This is a genomic window from Sphingomonas sp. SORGH_AS_0870 (assembly GCF_031453175.1).
Lineage (GTDB): Bacteria > Pseudomonadota > Alphaproteobacteria > Sphingomonadales > Sphingomonadaceae > Sphingomonas.
This window is the reverse complement of record NZ_JAVIYW010000002.1, coordinates 1,137,048-1,153,058: the sequence shown is the minus strand read 5'-3', so window position 1 is coordinate 1,153,058 and position 16,011 is coordinate 1,137,048. Positions and strand designations below refer to the sequence as shown.

13 protein-coding genes are annotated in these 16,011 nt (G+C 66.7%); 5 read left to right on the top strand and 8 right to left on the bottom strand.

The genetic code is table 11. From position 1 onward, the window contains the following. Nucleotides 1-11: 11 nt before the first annotated feature. Nucleotides 12-2,510 carry a family 20 glycosylhydrolase gene (locus QE363_RS05990; protein ID WP_309693115.1) on the bottom strand — a complete coding sequence of 833 codons (2,499 nt, stop codon included), beginning with the start codon at nucleotides 2,508-2,510 and terminating at the stop codon, nucleotides 12-14. Between the two features lie 143 nt (nucleotides 2,511-2,653). On the opposite strand from QE363_RS05990, the gene rnr reads away from it, so the two are divergent. Continuing rightward, nucleotides 2,654-4,852 (top strand): ribonuclease R, encoded by a 2,199-nt coding sequence (gene rnr / locus QE363_RS05985; RefSeq protein ID WP_309693110.1) that lies wholly within the window; start codon nucleotides 2,654-2,656, stop codon nucleotides 4,850-4,852. Nucleotides 4,853-5,029: 177 nt separating this feature from the next. Further along, complete coding sequence (locus tag QE363_RS05980; protein WP_309693108.1) at nucleotides 5,030-5,998, top strand: glutathione S-transferase family protein; 969 nt, start codon at nucleotides 5,030-5,032, stop codon at nucleotides 5,996-5,998. A gap of 46 nt (nucleotides 5,999-6,044) precedes the next feature. Here QE363_RS05980 and proS read toward each other — a convergent pair whose 3' ends face one another. After that, nucleotides 6,045-7,577 (bottom strand): proline--tRNA ligase, encoded by a 1,533-nt coding sequence (proS, locus tag QE363_RS05975; RefSeq protein WP_309693106.1) that lies wholly within the window; start codon nucleotides 7,575-7,577, stop codon nucleotides 6,045-6,047. A 64-nt stretch (nucleotides 7,578-7,641) separates the two neighbouring features. Further along, entirely contained in the window at nucleotides 7,642-7,845 is a 204-nt protein-coding gene (locus QE363_RS05970; RefSeq protein WP_309693103.1) for a hypothetical protein, read from the bottom strand. 47 nt (nucleotides 7,846-7,892) lie between these two features. Between QE363_RS05970 and QE363_RS05965 the strand changes: the two genes are divergently transcribed. Continuing rightward, on the top strand, nucleotides 7,893-9,086 hold the full coding sequence (locus tag QE363_RS05965; protein ID WP_309693100.1) for a helix-turn-helix transcriptional regulator: 1,194 nt from the start codon (nucleotides 7,893-7,895) through the stop codon (nucleotides 9,084-9,086). 72 nt (nucleotides 9,087-9,158) lie between these two features. Next, entirely contained in the window at nucleotides 9,159-10,055 is an 897-nt protein-coding gene (locus tag QE363_RS05960; protein WP_309693097.1) for a DMT family transporter, read from the top strand. Nucleotides 10,056-10,085: 30 nt separating this feature from the next. Here QE363_RS05960 and bluB read toward each other — a convergent pair whose 3' ends face one another. Next, nucleotides 10,086-10,709 carry a 5,6-dimethylbenzimidazole synthase gene (gene bluB / locus QE363_RS05955; RefSeq protein WP_309693093.1) on the bottom strand — a complete coding sequence of 208 codons (624 nt, stop codon included), beginning with the start codon at nucleotides 10,707-10,709 and terminating at the stop codon, nucleotides 10,086-10,088. A 118-nt stretch (nucleotides 10,710-10,827) separates the two neighbouring features. On the opposite strand from bluB, the gene QE363_RS05950 reads away from it, so the two are divergent. Beyond that, complete coding sequence (locus QE363_RS05950) at nucleotides 10,828-11,067, top strand: SemiSWEET family transporter (RefSeq protein WP_042484722.1); 240 nt, start codon at nucleotides 10,828-10,830, stop codon at nucleotides 11,065-11,067. A gap of 124 nt (nucleotides 11,068-11,191) precedes the next feature. Here the strand turns inward: QE363_RS05950 and gcvPB are convergent, their stop codons facing one another. The 4 genes from gcvPB to gcvT form a co-directional block, all read right to left on the bottom strand. Continuing rightward, on the bottom strand, nucleotides 11,192-12,748 hold the full coding sequence (gene gcvPB / locus QE363_RS05945; protein WP_309693084.1) for an aminomethyl-transferring glycine dehydrogenase subunit GcvPB: 1,557 nt from the start codon (nucleotides 12,746-12,748) through the stop codon (nucleotides 11,192-11,194). Then, a complete protein-coding gene (gcvPA, locus tag QE363_RS05940; RefSeq protein WP_309693082.1) occupies nucleotides 12,745-14,103 on the bottom strand; it encodes an aminomethyl-transferring glycine dehydrogenase subunit GcvPA in 1,359 nt (452 codons plus the stop codon). The genes gcvPB and gcvPA overlap by 4 nt, the downstream gene beginning before the upstream one ends. 205 nt (nucleotides 14,104-14,308) lie before the next feature. Further along, a complete protein-coding gene (gene gcvH / locus QE363_RS05935) occupies nucleotides 14,309-14,680 on the bottom strand; it encodes a glycine cleavage system protein GcvH (RefSeq protein ID WP_307103178.1) in 372 nt (123 codons plus the stop codon). Nucleotides 14,681-14,682: 2 nt separating this feature from the next. Further along, entirely contained in the window at nucleotides 14,683-15,858 is a 1,176-nt protein-coding gene (gene gcvT / locus QE363_RS05930; protein WP_309693077.1) for a glycine cleavage system aminomethyltransferase GcvT, read from the bottom strand. Nucleotides 15,859-16,011 lie beyond the last annotated feature (153 nt).

Here is a 16,011-nt window from a genome sequence, read left to right as displayed (position 1 = left end):
TCTGATCGCGGTTACGGCGAAACCGTAACCGTCCGACTGGCGCGGCGGCCATCGGGGGTGCGGGTGCGAAGCTCGACCGCCCCCGTCACCGCCACCGGCCCGTCATAGCGCCGCCACGGGGTGGCACCGCCCATGCGATACTCGATCGGGGTGCCGGGAAACTCGGTGTTCGCCTCCAGCCGACCGCCCGCGATCCACGCGCCCGGCGGGGCGAGGCGATAGGCCACGCCCGCGCGGTCGAGCATCCGCATCTGCACGCCCATCCGCCCGGCAAAGTCGCGCCAGCCCGCCAGCAACTTCGCCCGGTCCACCCGCGCATCGCCGGGTTCATAGCCCGCCCCCGCGACATAGGCGGGCTCCCAGTCCGGCTTGCGCCACGCCCGCTCGGCCAGCGCCAGCAGGCGCGGGAACAGCATATAGTCGACCTGGCTGTCGCGGCGGACCGTCTCGCTCCACAATTGCGCCTGGATACCCGCGATCTCGCGACCGGGCTGGAGCGGCACGGTGTCGGCGATGGCTTTGGGCTGGGCGAGGATATTGGGGATCAGCGCGGCATTGGCGGCCAGATTGCCCGGCATGAAGCCGAACACCTGGAAACTGTCCACCCCGCGCGAGGCCCAGTCATAGCCCGTCTCGTCCGGATCGGCGGCATAGGGCATGTCGAAATAGCCGAGATCGGGGATCGACAGCACGGTCTTCCACCCGTGATTGGCCTGGCCATGCGCCTCGGCGACGCCGCCTGCGTGCAGGTTGCTCCAGATATTGGTCTGGACCTTCGCGGGCATCCTTGCGGGGTCGGTATGGCCCAGGCCGTCGCTCCACCCCGCGACCGCGATGCCGCGCCTGGCGAGATCGGCCGAAATCCGCTCGATGAAATAGGCGCCCAGCTGCTTGGGTTGCAGGCCGGTCCTGGCCATCATCACCTTGCAGGCGGGCGACTGGGTCCAGGCGCCCGCCGTCTCGTCCGCGCCGATATGATAGGTGGTCAGCGGCACCCCCGCCGCCTTGTGCAGGCCCGCGATGGCGTCGATCACCGTGTCGATGAAGCGATAGGTGCTGTCGATACAGACGTTCAGCGTGTTGTCGTCATAATGCTGGACGCTGGAATAGCGGGTGGTGTCGCCCGGCTCGACCAGGCGGAAGCGTTCGGCGCCGACGCGGTCGCCTTTCGCCATCAGCCGCTGATAGCGGACCTCCATCGACCGGATCGCCGCGCGCGAATGGCCCGGCATGTCGAAGGAGGGGATGACCGCGATCTGCCGCGCGGCGGCGGCGCGCAGGATGTCGGTATAATCGGCGGCGGTCAGATAGCCGTTGCTCGGCGCATCGCGCGCCGGGTCCGCGCCGAGCTGGGGCGAGAGACAGGTCTTCTCGCCGAGGTCCTCGCAGCGATAGGCGCCGATCTCGGTCAGTTCGGGCAGCGCCGCGATCTGGAGGCGCCAGCCCTCGTCATCGCCCAGATGCAGGTGCAGCGTATTGAGCTTGTACGCCGCCATCTGCTCGATCAGCTTGAGGATCTCGGCCTTGCTATGGAAATTGCGCGCCAGGTCGATGTGCAGCCCGCGAAAGCCGTAGCGCGGCGCGTCCTCGACGATCAGCGGACGCAGGCGCGGGCCCTCCGCCGCCATCTGCTGCGCCAGTGACCGCAGGGCATAGGACGCCCCCGCCGCATCCGCCGCCGCGATGGTCACGCCGCCCTGGCCGATGGTCAGGCGATAGCCCTCCGCCGCCAGCCCCGCCGTCTTGCGGATGGTCAGCGGCACACGGCCCACGGGCAATCCGGCCAGCGCGGGCGCGATGGCGGCGCGGGCGATGCCGTCCGTGGTCACGCGAAGCCCCCCGGACAGATCGACCGGCGCACCGGCGGGCCGCCTGACCGTCATCGGCCTGGGCAGGATCGCCACGTCGACCGGGGTCGCCGCCCCCCGCTCGGCATAGAGCGCAAAGGCACGCTCGGGAGTCCGCCACAGCGTCTGGTCGTCGGGTGCGCTGCGGGCCAGCGCGGCCTCATCGGTCATCGGCGCGACGAAGGGCAAGGTCTCCAGCGCCGTCTCCGCATCGGTCCCCGTCCGGGTCGCTGCGATCACGCGCGGCGCGAGACCGGCGGCGGCCAGCGTCGCGTTGGGCATCATGTGATTGCGCGAGAAGAATGCGCCCAGCCCGGTCAGCTTCACATGATAGACCTGCCCCGGCGTCAGGCTCCGGCCGGGCTTCAGCGTCAGGACGTTCAAATCGCCGTTGATCGTCCGATTGTCGAACAGGTCGCTCTCGACCTTCAGCACCGGATTGACCAGGCTGTAGCGGATCTCGACCGGCAGGCTGGGCGCGTCCCCGGGCACGGCGATGGCGATATCCGCCTCGAAACAGCGCGGGATGCCGGTGGGACAGGATGCCGGACGGTTGGTCAGGATGGTATAGCGATAGCCCAAAGTCGCCGCCAGCCGGTCCAGATCGGCCTGCGCCGGAGCCACCGCCAGGATCGCGGCCGAAGCCCATAAAGTCATCATCATCTGCCCGTCCCGCTACGCCGTACTGGTATTACATTGGATCATGACAAGGCTGGACGCGCAAGCCAAACACATTCCTCCCCCTGCAGGGGAAGGAATGGAATGCCGGGGGTGACGTCGCCCGCCCCACCGCCTATCTCCACTCCATGAAAAAACCCCAGCCGGGTCTGCCGACCCGTGAGCAAATCCTCGCCTTCATCGAACAGTCGGACCAGCCGGCGGGCAAGCGCGAGATCGCACGCGCCTTTGGCCTGTCCGCGCAGGAGAAGATCGGGCTGAAGGCGCTGCTCAAGGACATGGCCGACGAAGGGCTGATCGACAGCGCGCCGGGCCGCGCCTTCCACAAGATGGGCGGCTTGCCCAAGGTGACGGTGCTGCGCGTCGTCGATGTCGATGACGGCGGCAATGTCTGGGGCCAGCCGGAACGCTGGGAAGCGGACGGCGTGCCCATCCCCCGCCTGCGCATCCGCGAACGCAAGCGTGGGCAACTCGGCATCGGCCAGCGGGTGCTGGCGCGTACCGAGGAAGCGGGTGGCGGCTGGATCGCGCATGTCATGAAGACGATCGCGCCCGCCTCCGAACAGGTGCTGGGCGTGCTGCGCGAGGAGGCCGGGCGCTTCTGGCTGACCTCCGTCGACAAGAAGGACCGACGCGAGATGATGGTGTCGGACACCGGCGGCGCGGAAGCGGGCGACCTGGTGCTGGCCGAGAAGGCGGGCCGCCCGCCGCGCATCACCGCAAAGGTGGTCGAGCGGCTGGGCGATCCCTTCGCCCCGTGCAGCTTCTCGCTGATCGCGATCCACAAGTTCGAGATTCCTGACCGCTTCCAGCCCGAAACGCTGGAGGAGGCCGAGCGGGTCGCGCGCCAGCCCTTGGGCGACGACCGCGAGGATTTGCGCGATCTGCCGATCGTCGCGATAGACCCGGTCGATGCGCGCGACCATGACGATGCCGTCTGGGCCGCGCCCGACGACGATCCCGCCAATCCCGAGGGCTGGCGCGCCATCGTCGCGATCGCGGACGTCAGCTTCTATGTCCGTCCCGGCTCAGCGATCGACAAGGATGCGCAGCGGCGGGGCAATTCGGTTTATTTCCCCGACCGGGTGGTGCCGATGCTGCCCGAGATCCTGTCGGCGGATGTCTGTTCGCTGAAGGAAGGCGAGGACCGCGCCGCGCTCGCCTGTCACTTGCAGGTGACGAAGGACGGCAAGCTCAAGGGCTTTCGCTTCACCCGCGCGGTCGTGCGGCTGGCGGCGAACATCGCCTATGAAGACGCGCAGGCCGCGATCGATGGCGAACTCTCGCATCCACTGACCGAGACGGCGCTGCGCCCGCTCTGGGACTGCTGGGCCGCGCTCGCCAAGGCGCGCGACGATCGCGAGCCGCTCGACCTCGACCTGCCCGAACGGCGGGTGGTGCTCGACCAGAATGGCCGCATCCTGTCGGTCGCGCCGCGCGCGCGGCTGGATGCGCACCGGCTGATCGAGGATTACATGATCGCCGCCAACGTCGCCGCCGCCAAGGCGCTGGAGGCGAAGAAGGCACCCGTGATGTACCGCGTCCATGAGGTGCCCAGCCGCACCAAGCTGGTCGCGCTCAAGGACTATCTCGAAACCTTCGACATCCCCTTCGCCATGGGCCAGGTGATCCGCCCGGCGACCTTCAACCGGATCATCGACAAGATCGGCGACGCGGACTTCAAACCGCAGGTGATGGAGCAGATCCTCCGCTCGCAGACGCAAGCCTATTATGCGCCGGTCAATCAGGGGCATTTCGGCCTGTCGCTGGGCTCCTATGCGCATTTCACCTCGCCGATCCGGCGCTATGCCGACCTCGTCGTCCACCGCGCGCTGGTCGGCGCGTACAAGCTGGGTGATGGCGGGTTGCTACCCGAGGGCGAGGAGATGGAGCGGCTGGGCACGTCGATCAGCCAATATGAGCGCCGCGCGATGGAGGCGGAGCGCGAGACGATCGACCGCTATGTCGCGGCGTACCTCGCCGAGCATGTCGGCGAGGTGGTCGAGACGCGGATCACCGGCGTCACCAATTTCGGCTTCTTCGCGACCGTCGATGACGTAGGCGGCGACGGCTTGATGCCGATCCGCGACCTGGGCGGCGATTACTTCCACTATGATGAAGGCTCGCAGCAACTGCTGGGCGAGAAGACCCGCGAAATCTACAAGCTGGGCCAGCGCCTGCCGCTGCGTCTGGCGGAGGCGAACCCGGTATCGGGCGCGCTGCGCTTCGAACTCCCCGACGGCAAGGGCGCCACGCCCGAGCCGCGCCGCGTGCTGAAACGGCGCGGCAGGCCCGCGAATATCCGCCACAACGGCAAGCGCCGCTGACCCATTCCTCCCCTGCAAGGGGAGGTGGCGCGCAAAGCGCGACGGAGGGGTGTCCCGCTATCGAAAGGGGGCACGCCCCTCCACCATGCTGCGCACGGTCCCCCTCCCCTACTGGGGAGGAAAAACTGGGATCGCTCCCCCGCCCCCATGCGTACCCTCCCCATAGGAGACACGCGCATGGGCAATATGGTGGACGGCGTCTGGCACGCCGACGGGCTGTTCAAGTCGGACGAGAAGGGCAGCTTTAAGCGCCCGGACTCGGGCTTCCGCGACTGGGTGACGGCGGACGGTGGCCCCGGCCCCGACGGCCAGCCCGGCCACCGGGCCGAGCCGGGGCGCTATCACCTCTATGTGTCCTATGCCTGTCCCTGGGCACACCGGACGCTGATCGTGCGGGCGCTCAAGGGACTGGAGTCGATGATCGACCTGTCGGTGGTCGATCCGCTGATGCGCGAGAATGGCTGGACCTTCGCGACCGAGCGCGGCGGCACCGGCGATAGGCTGCACGGCGCGGACTATCTGTGGCAACTCTATGCCCGCGCGCGCGACGGCTATAGCGGCAAGGTGACGGTGCCCGTCCTGTGGGACAAGGACCGCGACACGATCGTCAGCAACGAGTCTGCCGAGATCATCCGCATGCTGAACGGCGCGTTCGACGGGCTGGGCGCGCTGGAGGGGGATTATTACCCGCCCGAGTTGCGCGGCGAGATCGATGCGATCAATGAAATCGTCTATGACCGGGTGAACAACGGCGTCTACAAGTGCGGCTTCGCCAAGAGCCAAGAGGCCTATGACGCGGCGGTCGGGCCGTTATTCGCCGAACTCGATACGCTGGAGGAGCGGCTGACGGGGCGCGACTGGCTGGTCGGCGACCGGATGACCGAGGCGGATATCCGGCTGTTCACCACGCTCGTCCGCTTCGATGCGGTCTATCACGGCCATTTCAAATGCAATGTCCGCCGGGTGCAGGACTATCCGGCGCTCGAGGGCCTGCTGGAGCGGATGCTGGCCATTCCGGCGATCGCGGAGACGGTGCATCTGGATCACATCAAGACGCATTATTATGCCAGCCATCTGGAGCTGAACCCGACTGGCATCATACCCGCCGGGCCGGACCTGCCCTGGGCGCGATTGGTGCGAGGCTAGCCCCTCTTCTTAAGCCCCTCCCGCAGGCGGGAGGGGCGTGCCAGGATCAATATGCCCGGCCGATCAGCACCCGCTCCACGCCCGCGCGGCCGGTGAAGATGCAGGGGCCGTCATCGCAACCCGTCTGGCCCATCGGCGCGTTGCGGATGGTCAGCTTCAAGCCCTTCAGCTTCTCGACCACCTGCTCCAGTTCCTCGCCGGTCGGCTTGGCCCAGCGGACATCGACCCAGCCGGGGTTCTTCACGCCATCGGCGAAATGCGCCTCGACGCCCGCCCAGTCGTCGACGGGGACGATCTGCGCCTTCAACCGCTCGGCCGACTGGCGATGGAGTTCGCCCTGGATGTCGGTCAGCAGCGCCTCGATCCCCGACACGAAATCGCCGCGCGGGCTCACGACCGAGTCGAGCTTGCCGTCCTCGCGGTACAGCCGGTCGCGACGGATCACCGAGACGTTGCCGCCCGCCATGTCGCGGCCGCCGACCTCGATGATGATCGGCGCGCCCTTCTTGACCCAGCCCCAGCGCTTGGTCGCGGCCTTTTGCGCCCGCGCATCGACCATGGCGCGGATCGGCTCGCCCAGCGCCGACTGGCCGACCAATTCCTTTTGCAGATCGCGGCAATAGGCGAGCAGCGCCTCGTCCTCCGGCTGGTCGCGCAGCATCGGCACGATCACCACCTGCCACGGCGCGACCTTGGGCGGCACGCGCATCCCGTCATCGTCGCCGTGCACCATGATCATGCCGCCGATCATCCGGGTCGACACGCCCCAACTGGTCGTCTGGGCAAAGTCCAGTCCGCCTTCGGCATTCTGGAAGCGGATATTCTGAGCCTTCGCGAAATTGTCGCCGAGGAAATGGCTGGTCCCGGCCTGAAGCGCCTTGCCGTCCTGCATCATCGCCTCGATCGAATAGGTCGAGACCGCGCCGGGGAAGCGCTCATTCTCGGGCTTCTCGCCCGCGATGACGTGCATGGCGAGGCAGTCCTCGGCGAAGCTGCGATAGACTTCCAGCATCTGGATCGTCTCGGCGCGCGCCTCGTCCACCGTGGCATGGGCGGTATGCCCTTCCTGCCACAGGAATTCGGCGGTGCGCAGGAACATGCGGGTGCGCATTTCCCAGCGGACGACATTGGCCCACTGGTTGATCAGCACCGGCAGGTCGCGCCACGACTGGACCCAGCGCGCAAAGGCGGTGCCGATCACCGTCTCCGAGGTCGGGCGCACGACCAAAGGCTCTTCCAGCTTGGCCTCGGGATCGGGGACCAGCCCGCCCTTGCCGTCCGCGATCAGCCGGTGATGCGTGACGACCGCCATTTCCTTGGCGAAGCCGTCGACATGCTCGGCCTCCTTTTCGAAATAGGATAGCGGGATGAAGAGCGGGAAATAGCAATTCTCATGCCCCGTCGCCTTGATGCGATCATCGAGCAGCCGCTGGATCCGCTCCCAGATGCCATAGCCCCAGGGGCGGATGACCATGCAGCCCCGGACACCCGATTCCTCGGCCAGATCGCCCTCGGCGATGACGGACTGATACCAGGCGGAGAAATCCGCGTCGCGGGTGACGGACAGAGCGTGCTTCATGCTCGCCCGATAGCGGCAAAGACCCGGTTTCGCCAAGCCGCTACGCACCGCAGGGCATCGACGATCAGAAAAGCAGGAAAATCCAGGACCAGGACAGGATCGCAATGAACAGGATGACCAAAAGGGCCATTCTCGGCTTCATCCGTCCGTTATCGCGCACGACTTCATCAGTCTTTTTCGATAGATGCGAACCATCTTCGCTATCTCGTCCTTGCGAACGCGCCGACAAGTTGTGAATGTCCACGCGCCCTTCATGCTGATCGATCATATCCCCCGCCGCTCATCTTTGTTATGAAAACAATGATGTATGACATAATGGCCATATTTCATCGCCGTCATCATAAGCGGCCGGATATTGTGCCTACATCATCCATTTGTGGTATGTCGCGTAAAGGAATTTCCGATAGCGACCGCGCCATGGTCGACCCAAGGCTTTTGGACGAAATATATGCGACGGTTGCGGATCCCAATCGCTGGCCGCAACTTCTCGAAGAACTCTCGAGACACTTTGGTGCTCGCTGCGCCTGCCTGTTTGCCACTTCGGAATGGCAGAATTTATTCATCATGTCATTGAGACATGATGATTTCTTTCAACGCTACATCGATCAGGGGTGGTTGGAACCCAATGTCAGAGCCGCGCCGCTCGTCGCCGAACACGCGCCCCGGTTCCGTACCGACAGCGACCTGCATCATCCAGACACGATGGCCACTCTCCCGGTCTATCGCGACTTTCTGATCCCCGAGGGATATGCGATCGGCGCCGGGACCGTCATCCAGGGCGTGGCGGACAAGATGATCACCGTCACGCTGGAGGGTTTTGCCAGCGAAGCCAGTGCCCGCGCCGCCCTGCCTCAGCTGGATCGGCTGCGCCCTCACCTGGCGCGCGCAGCCAGCCTTTCGATGCAGATGAACCAGGTCGCCGCCCAGGCGACGGTCGATGCGCTCGACCTGCTCAACACCCCCGCCGCCGTCATCGAACGCAGTGGACGGCTGCGCGCCCATAACCGACAATTCGAGGTCGGGATGGGCGATCGTATCACGACGGTCCAGGGGCGGATTCGCTTTCGGAACACCGCCATCGATGCCAAGATCCGAAGGGCATTGGCCGCCAGCCGCACCGATGCGGTGGTCAGCGCGACGATCCTGCTGGACGCGCATGCCATGATGCCGCCCTGTGCCCTCCACTTCATCCCGCTGCGCCAAATGGCCAGGTCACGTTTCGACGCCGACGGCTTCATCATCATCGCCGCCGACCCCGCCAATCGGTCCGTCCCAAAGGCAGGGCTGCTCAAACTGCTGTTCGACCTGACCCCGGCGGAAGCGATGCTGGCGGTCGAACTGGCGGCCGGTCGATCACTCCAGGAGGCGGCGATCATCCGCGGCATCAGCTATGCGACCGCACGCACGCATTTGCGCTCCATATTCGGCAAGATCGGTTGCACCCGCCAAAGCGAACTGGTTGCCATGCTCTGCCACCCCGCCCTGTCGGTGGGCCAGGCCACGCCATAGCCCGGTCATAGGGCGGCCCCAGACCGGCCTCGCCCATTGCCGTTTATGAAAGGCTCTTCTAAGCGCAGGGTCATGACCGGCGACCGCGTGCTCAAAGGCATCGGCCTGCGCCTGATCGCCATCTTCTTCCTGTCGACCATGTCGGCGCTCGTGAAGCTGGCCGAGTCGCGTGGGGCGACCTTGTCCGAAACCATGTTCTTTCGACAGCTTTGCGCGCTGCCGGTCGTGCTCGCCTTCGTCATGGCGGGGCCGGGGCTGGCGTCGCTGCGCACCACCCGGTTGAAGGGTCATGCCAAGCGGGCGATGGTCGGGCTGGTCGGCATGGTCTTCACCTTCGGCGCGGTGATGCTGCTGCCGCTGGCCGAGGCGACGACCTTCCAGTTCACCGTGCCGATCTTCGCCACCTTGCTCGGCGCGCTGGTGCTGGGGGAGAAGACCGGGCTGCAACGGTGGAGCGCGGTTCTGGTCGGCTTTATTGGCGTGCTGATCGTGGTACGGCCGGGCGCCAACGACATGTCGCTGTTCGGAGCATTTGTCGGGCTGATGGCGGCAATGTTCGTGGCGATCGTCGCGATCGTGCTGCGCCAGTTGCGCGACGAGCCCGCGACCACGACCGTCTTCTACTTCACCATCCTGACCCTGCCCTTCATCGCCCTGCCCTATGCCTTCCATCTGAAGATGCATGATCCGCTGACCTGGGTGGTGCTCGTCTCGATCGGGCTGGCGGGCGGCATGGGGCAGCTGGCGCTGACCGGCGCATCGCGGCTGGCCCCCGTCGCCGCCGTCGTGCCGATGGACTATTCGGGGCTGATCTGGGCGACCGTCTATGGCTGGCTGATCTTCGGGGCCTTGCCCACGGCCGGGACCTGGCTGGGCGCCCCGGTCATCATCGCCAGCGGACTGTTCATCGTCTGGCGCGAGCAGCGGCTGGGCAAGCAGCAGACGATCTCCGCCGCCGCGGAGGATTGACGTTATTCCTCCCCTGCAAGGGGAGGAATTTCAGCGCACCTCCCACCGCGTGGGCGCATTTTCCTGCCACCCCGCGCGGTGGAGCAGCGGGGTATCGTCGTCCCACTCGGCATGACCCAGGCAGAGATAGGCGGTGAAGCTCCAGTCCTCGGGCACCTCGAAGATCCGCTCCATGGCGGCGGGGTCGAGGATCGAGACCATTCCCATGCCCAGATTGGCCGCCCGCGCCGCCAGCCACAGCGTGTGGATCGCCATCGCGGTCGACTGGCGCAACGTTTCGGGCATGGTGCGACGGCCCAGGCCATGCCCCTCCGCCGGATCGACATGGGTGAAGACCGCCAGCTGGACCGGCGCGGCGTCCAGACCCGCCAGTTTCAGCGCGCGATACGCCGCGGCCTGTTCGTCGGCATAATCGGCCGCCGCCTCTTCGTCGCAGCGTCGGAAATCGGCGCGGACGGCGGCGCGCAATGCGGGGTCCTCGACGCGGATCACCCGCCATGGCCGGGCATTGCCGACCGAGGGGGCCAGCGCCATAGTCTCGGCCAGCCGCGCCAGCACCACCTCGTCGATCGGATCGGTGCGGAAATGGCGGACGTCGCGGCGCCAGCGCAGGATCGTCTCCAGCGTCGTCGCCTCGCTTGTGTCAAAGCGCATGCTGGTCCCTTTTCCGCCCCGGAGCATCCTGCCCCGCTTGCGCGTTGCAGCACCAGGCTTCAATCGATTTATCTGTCATGAAGAAGGAGACCAAACGGCTGTGAGCGAACGGAAATTGATGCTACTCGGCTGGATCGCGACCGCCACGGCGGTGGCCATGTACCTGTCCTATATCGACCAGATCCAGCTCAACCTGGCGGGCCAGAAGGGTTCGGTGATTCAGCCGCTGGCGACGATGGTGAACTGCTCGCTCTGGGTCGCCTATGGCTTCCTGCGCGAGAAGCGGGATTGGCCGATCGTCTTCGCCAATGCGCCCGGCGTGATCCTGGGCGGGATTTGCCTGTTCACGGCGCTCTAGCGATGTCGCCCCAGCGAAGGCTGGGGCCTTTGGCGACCGAAGCTGACGATCGCCAGAGATCCCGGCCTGCGCCGGGATGACGATGCCCCCGCGCCACCGCTCGGGCGGCGCGGGGAACAGCCGATCAGGCCGCCTTGTCCTTCCACACCAGCACGGGCTTGCGCGCGGCCAGCGTCTCGTCGAGGCGCGCGCGCGGCGCGAAGTGCGGTGCGGTCTTGAGCGACGGGTCGCCCGCCTTGGCGCGCTCCGCCACCGACGCCAGCGCGCCGATGAACTGATCGAGCGCGGCCTTGGATTCGGTCTCGGTCGGCTCGACCAACATCGCGCCGTGGACGACCAGCGGGAAATACATGGTCATCGGGTGGAAACCCTCGTCGATCAGCGCCTTGGCGACGTCGATCGTCGAGAAGCCCTCGGCCAGCCCCTCGTCCGAGAAGATGGCTTCGTGCATGCACGGGCCGCTCTTGGCGAAGGGAGCGTCGAGCGTGTTTTCCAGCGAGCGCAGGACATAGTTGGCGTTGAGCACCGCGTCCTCGGCGACCTGGCGCAGCCCGTCGGCACCGTGGCTGAGGATATAGGTCAGCGCGCGGGTGAACATGCCCATCTGGCCGTGGAAGGCGACCATGCGGCCGAAGCTGTCGGCGTGATGGTCCTCGGCATTCTCTTCCTCGACCAGGCGGAAGCCCTCGCCCGTCTTCTCGACGAAGGGCAAAGGCGCGAACGGGGTCAGCGCTTCCGAGAACACCACCGGCCCCGAACCCGGCCCGCCGCCGCCATGCGGGGTCGAGAAGGTCTTGTGCAGGTTGATGTGCATTGCATCGACGCCCAGGTCGCCCGGACGCACGCGCCCGACGATGGCGTTGAAGTTCGCGCCGTCGCAATAGACATAGCCGCCCGCCGCATGGACCGCGTCGGAAATGTCCTTCAGATCACGCTCGAACAGGCCGCAGGTGTTCGGGTTGGTGATCATCACGCCCGCCACGTCCGGCCCCAGCCGCGCCTTCAGCGCCGCGGTATCGACACGGCCATCGGCGGTCGCGGGAATGTCCTCGACCGAGAAGCCCGCGAAAGCCGCCGTCGCCGGGTTGGTACCGTGCGCCGATTCGGGGACCAGGATCACCTTGCGATGGCCCTCGCCACGCTTCTCCAGCGCCGCCTTGATCGCCAGGATGCCGCACAGCTCGCCATGCGCGCCCGCCTTGGGGCTCATCGCGACCGAGGTCATGCCGGTCAGCGTGACCAGCCAGTGCGCCAGCTGGTGAATGACCTCCAGCGCGCCCTGCACCGTGTCGACGGGCTGGAGCGGGTGAACGTCGCTGAAGCCCGGCAAGCGCGCCATCTTCTCGTTCAGGCGCGGATTGTGCTTCATCGTGCACGAACCGAGCGGGAAGAGGCCGAGGTCGATCGCGTAATTCTGACGCGACAGACGAGTATAGTGGCGGACCGTCTCCGGCTCCGACAGGCCCGGCAGGCCGATCGGGGCCTTGCGGCTCAGCTCGCCCAGTCGCGATCCTGCGACATCGCCCTCGGCGAAGTCGACGCCGGTGGTCTTGTCATCGCCGATCTCGAAGATCAGCTTTTCTTCCAGCATCAGCGCGCGGTTGCCGGTGAAGGTCGCCGCCACCTCGCCGTCCTTCGCTTCGGGGCTCGTGGGCTTCCAGCCGCTCTGGTTGATCGTCATGCCAGCACCTCCTCAAGCGCTTGGGCAAGCGTCTCGATATCCTCCGCCGTCACCGTTTCGGTGACCGCCACCACCAGTCCATTCGCAAGCGCGTCCTCGCCCGGATAGAGCCGCCCGAGCGACACGCCCGCCAGCACGCCGCGCTCGGCCAGCGTCCGCACGATCGGACGTGCCTCGCGACCCAGATCCAGCGTGAACTCGTTGAAGAACACGTCGTTGACCAGCTTGACGCCGGGCACCTTCGCCAGACGGTCCGCCGCGCGGCATGCCTGCGCGTGGTTGATCCCCGCCATCCGGCGCAGACCCGCCTCGCCCAGCAGCGTCATGTGGATCGAGAAGGCGAGCGCGCACAGCCCCGAATTGGTGCAGATGTTCGACGTCGCCTTTTCGCGGCGGATATGCTGCTCGCGGGTCGACAGAGTCAGCACGAAGCCACGCTTGCCGTCCGCGTCCACCGTCTCGCCACAGAAGCGACCCGGCATCTGGCGGATATACTTATCCTTGCAGCCCATCAGGCCCACGTAGGGACCACCGAACTGAAGCCCGACGCCCAGCGACTGGCCTTCGCCGACGACGATGTCGGCATCCATCTCGCCCGGCGAACGGATCGCACCCAGCGCGACCGGCTCGGTCACGACGGCGATCAGCAGCGCCTTCTTGGCGTGGCAGGCCTCGGCCAGCGGGGTCAGGTCGGCGATGCGACCCAGAATATCCGGATACTGGACGACGACGCAACTGGTGTCGCCGTCGATCGCCGCGATCATCTGGTCGATATCGGTCTCGGCGGTCAGGACCGGCGCGGCCGTCTCCAGCGTGTCGCCGGTGTACTTCGCCATCGTCTTGGCGACCGAGACATAATGCGGATGCAGGCCCGAGGACAGGATCGCCTTGGACTTCTTGGTGATGCGCCGCGCCATTCCGATCGCTTCCCAGCAGGCGGTCGAGCCGTCATACATGGAGGCGTTGGCGACATCGGTGCCGAGCAGACGCGCGACCTGCGTCTGGAACTCGAACAGCATCTGCAGCGTGCCCTGCGCGATTTCCGGCTGATAGGGCGTGTAGGCGGTCAGGAACTCGCCGCGCTGGATCAGGTGATCGACGCTGGCGGGGACATGATGGCGATAGGCGCCGCAGCCCAGGAAGAAGGGCACGTCGCCCGCCACGGTGTTCTTGCGGGCGAGCGCGGTCATGTGCCGCTCGACCGCCAGTTCGGAGGCGTGGTTCGGCAGCCCCTCGATGGGGCCGGACAGGCGGGCGGATTCGGGCACGTCGACGAACAGGTCGTCGACCGATCCCGCGCCGATGACCGAGAGCATCTCGGCCCGGTCGGAAGAGGTAAGGGGCAGGTAGCGCATGCGTTCCATTTCTCCGCCCTCCTCTTCGCCCCCGCCGAGCGGAGGGCTTCTTCTTCTCCCCTCCCGCAGGCGGGAGGGGCCGGGGGAGGGCACCCGGCTTCGGCAGGCGATGTCGCTGGAGGAGATCGAGTCCCCTCCCCCGCCCCCTCCCGCCTGCGGGAGGGGAGGAAGAAGGCCCCTCCCCTAATAAGGGAGGGGCTTTAAATCACAGCTTCGCGACGAACGCGGCGTAGGCGGTTTCGTCCATCAGGCCGTCCAGCTCCGAGGCATCCGACAGCGTGATCTTGAAGAACCAGCCCTCGCCTTCGGGATCGGTGTTCACCAGCGCGGGCTCATCCGACAGCTGGGCATTGCCCTCGATCACGGTGCCCGAGACGGGCGCATAGACGTCCGAGGCGGCCTTGACCGACTCGACCACGGCGGCCTCGTCGCCCTTGGACAGCTCACGGCCTTCCTCGGGGACGTCGACGAACACGATGTCGCCCAGCGCACCCTGCGCGTAATCGGAGATGCCGACCGTGCCGACATCACCGTCGACGTCGATCCACTCATGATCTTCGGTGAAATAGCGGCTCATGGTCACTTGGCTCCTGAACGAACGTAACGATGGGGGACGAACGGCATGGCCGTGACGGTGGCGTCATGGGTCTTGCCGCGCTGAAGCAGTTTGAGGGCCGTGCCGGGCGTCGCCAGCGCAGTGGGGACATAGGCCATGGCGATCGGCGCGCCCATCGAAGGGGCGAAGCCGCCGCTGGTGACGCGGCCGATGACCGAGCCGTCCTCGGCCACCACCGACGCGCCCTCGCGCACCGGCTGGCGGCCCGCGACGGTCAGGCCGACGCGCTTGACGGCGGGGCCGTTCTCGCGCTCGGCGAGGATACGCTCGGCACCGAGGAAGTCCGCCGCCTCGCGGCGCTTCTTGGCGAGCGCGAAGCCCAGATCGGCCATCACCGGCGTCGTCTCCGGGTCAAGGTCATGGCCGTAGAGCGGCAGCCCCGCCTCCAGACGCAGCGAGTCGCGCGCGCCCAGGCCGATCGGCTTCACTTCCGCCTGCTCGCACAGCGCGTCGGCAAAGGCGGCGGCATGCTCGGCGGGGATCGAGATTTCGTAACCGTCCTCGCCGGTATAGCCCGAGCGGCTGATCCACAGCGGCACGTCGTTCCACACGAAGTCGGCGGCGGTCATGAACACCAGAGCCTCGACGCCCGGCACGATCCGCGACAGCGCATCGACCGCCTTGGGCCCCTGGAGCGCCAGCAGCGCCTGCTCGTCGAGCAGGTTCAGCGTCGCATCGTCGGGGATGAAGTCGAGCAGATAGGCGATGTCGTCATACTTCGTCGCGCCGTTGACGACCATGTACAGCTCTTCCGCACCGTCCAGGGTGCGCTTCGTCACCATCAGGTCGTCGAGGATGCCGCCCTCTTCGTTCAGCAGCAGCGAATAGCGGTTCTTGGCGGAGCCGAGCCCAGCGATGTCGCCCGGCAGAACCTTTTCCAGCGCGGTGATGACCGGGGCCAGACCATTGTCGCCGGTGAAGACCACCTGCCCCATATGGCTGACGTCGAAGAGACCTGCCGACTCGCGGGTCCACAGATGCTCGGCCATGATGCCTTCATACTGGACGGGCATCTCGTATCCGGCGAACGGGACCATCCGCCCGCCGCGCGCGCGGTGCCAGGCGTCCAGCGGCAGCGTCTGGATGATCTCCTGACCCTCGGGGGCGTCTTCTACATTCAGGTCGGTTGCGTCGCTCACGGGGCCGGTCTCCGTCAAAAGGGTGTCGGCTAGGGACGCGTGTCTCCTACCCGATCCGATCCCCCTCTGTCACGGAACCTGAGAGCTTTCGCCGGAAATTCCGGCTTACCCCTTCGGTGGCGCCGCGACCGGGGTCGAGGCGCGCTTTCCAGA

Excerpts from the sequence above, each read along its gene's own strand:
- QE363_RS05990 (WP_309693115.1), bottom strand. The coding sequence starts at position 2,510 with ATGATGATGACTTTATGGGCTTCGGCCGCGATCCTGGCGGTGGCTCCG.
- rnr (WP_309693110.1), top strand. The coding sequence starts at position 2,654 with ATGAAAAAACCCCAGCCGGGTCTGCCGACCCGTGAGCAAATCCTCGCC.
- QE363_RS05980 (WP_309693108.1), top strand. The coding sequence starts at position 5,030 with ATGGGCAATATGGTGGACGGCGTCTGGCACGCCGACGGGCTGTTCAAG.
- proS (WP_309693106.1), bottom strand. The coding sequence starts at position 7,577 with ATGAAGCACGCTCTGTCCGTCACCCGCGACGCGGATTTCTCCGCCTGG.
- QE363_RS05970 (WP_309693103.1), bottom strand. The coding sequence starts at position 7,845 with ATGATCGATCAGCATGAAGGGCGCGTGGACATTCACAACTTGTCGGCG.
- QE363_RS05965 (WP_309693100.1), top strand. The coding sequence starts at position 7,893 with ATGGCCATATTTCATCGCCGTCATCATAAGCGGCCGGATATTGTGCCT.
- QE363_RS05960 (WP_309693097.1), top strand. The coding sequence starts at position 9,159 with ATGACCGGCGACCGCGTGCTCAAAGGCATCGGCCTGCGCCTGATCGCC.
- bluB (WP_309693093.1), bottom strand. The coding sequence starts at position 10,709 with ATGCGCTTTGACACAAGCGAGGCGACGACGCTGGAGACGATCCTGCGC.
- QE363_RS05950 (WP_042484722.1), top strand. The coding sequence starts at position 10,828 with ATGCTACTCGGCTGGATCGCGACCGCCACGGCGGTGGCCATGTACCTG.
- gcvPB (WP_309693084.1), bottom strand. The coding sequence starts at position 12,748 with ATGACGATCAACCAGAGCGGCTGGAAGCCCACGAGCCCCGAAGCGAAG.
- gcvPA (WP_309693082.1), bottom strand. The coding sequence starts at position 14,103 with ATGCGCTACCTGCCCCTTACCTCTTCCGACCGGGCCGAGATGCTCTCG.
- gcvH (WP_307103178.1), bottom strand. The coding sequence starts at position 14,680 with ATGAGCCGCTATTTCACCGAAGATCATGAGTGGATCGACGTCGACGGT.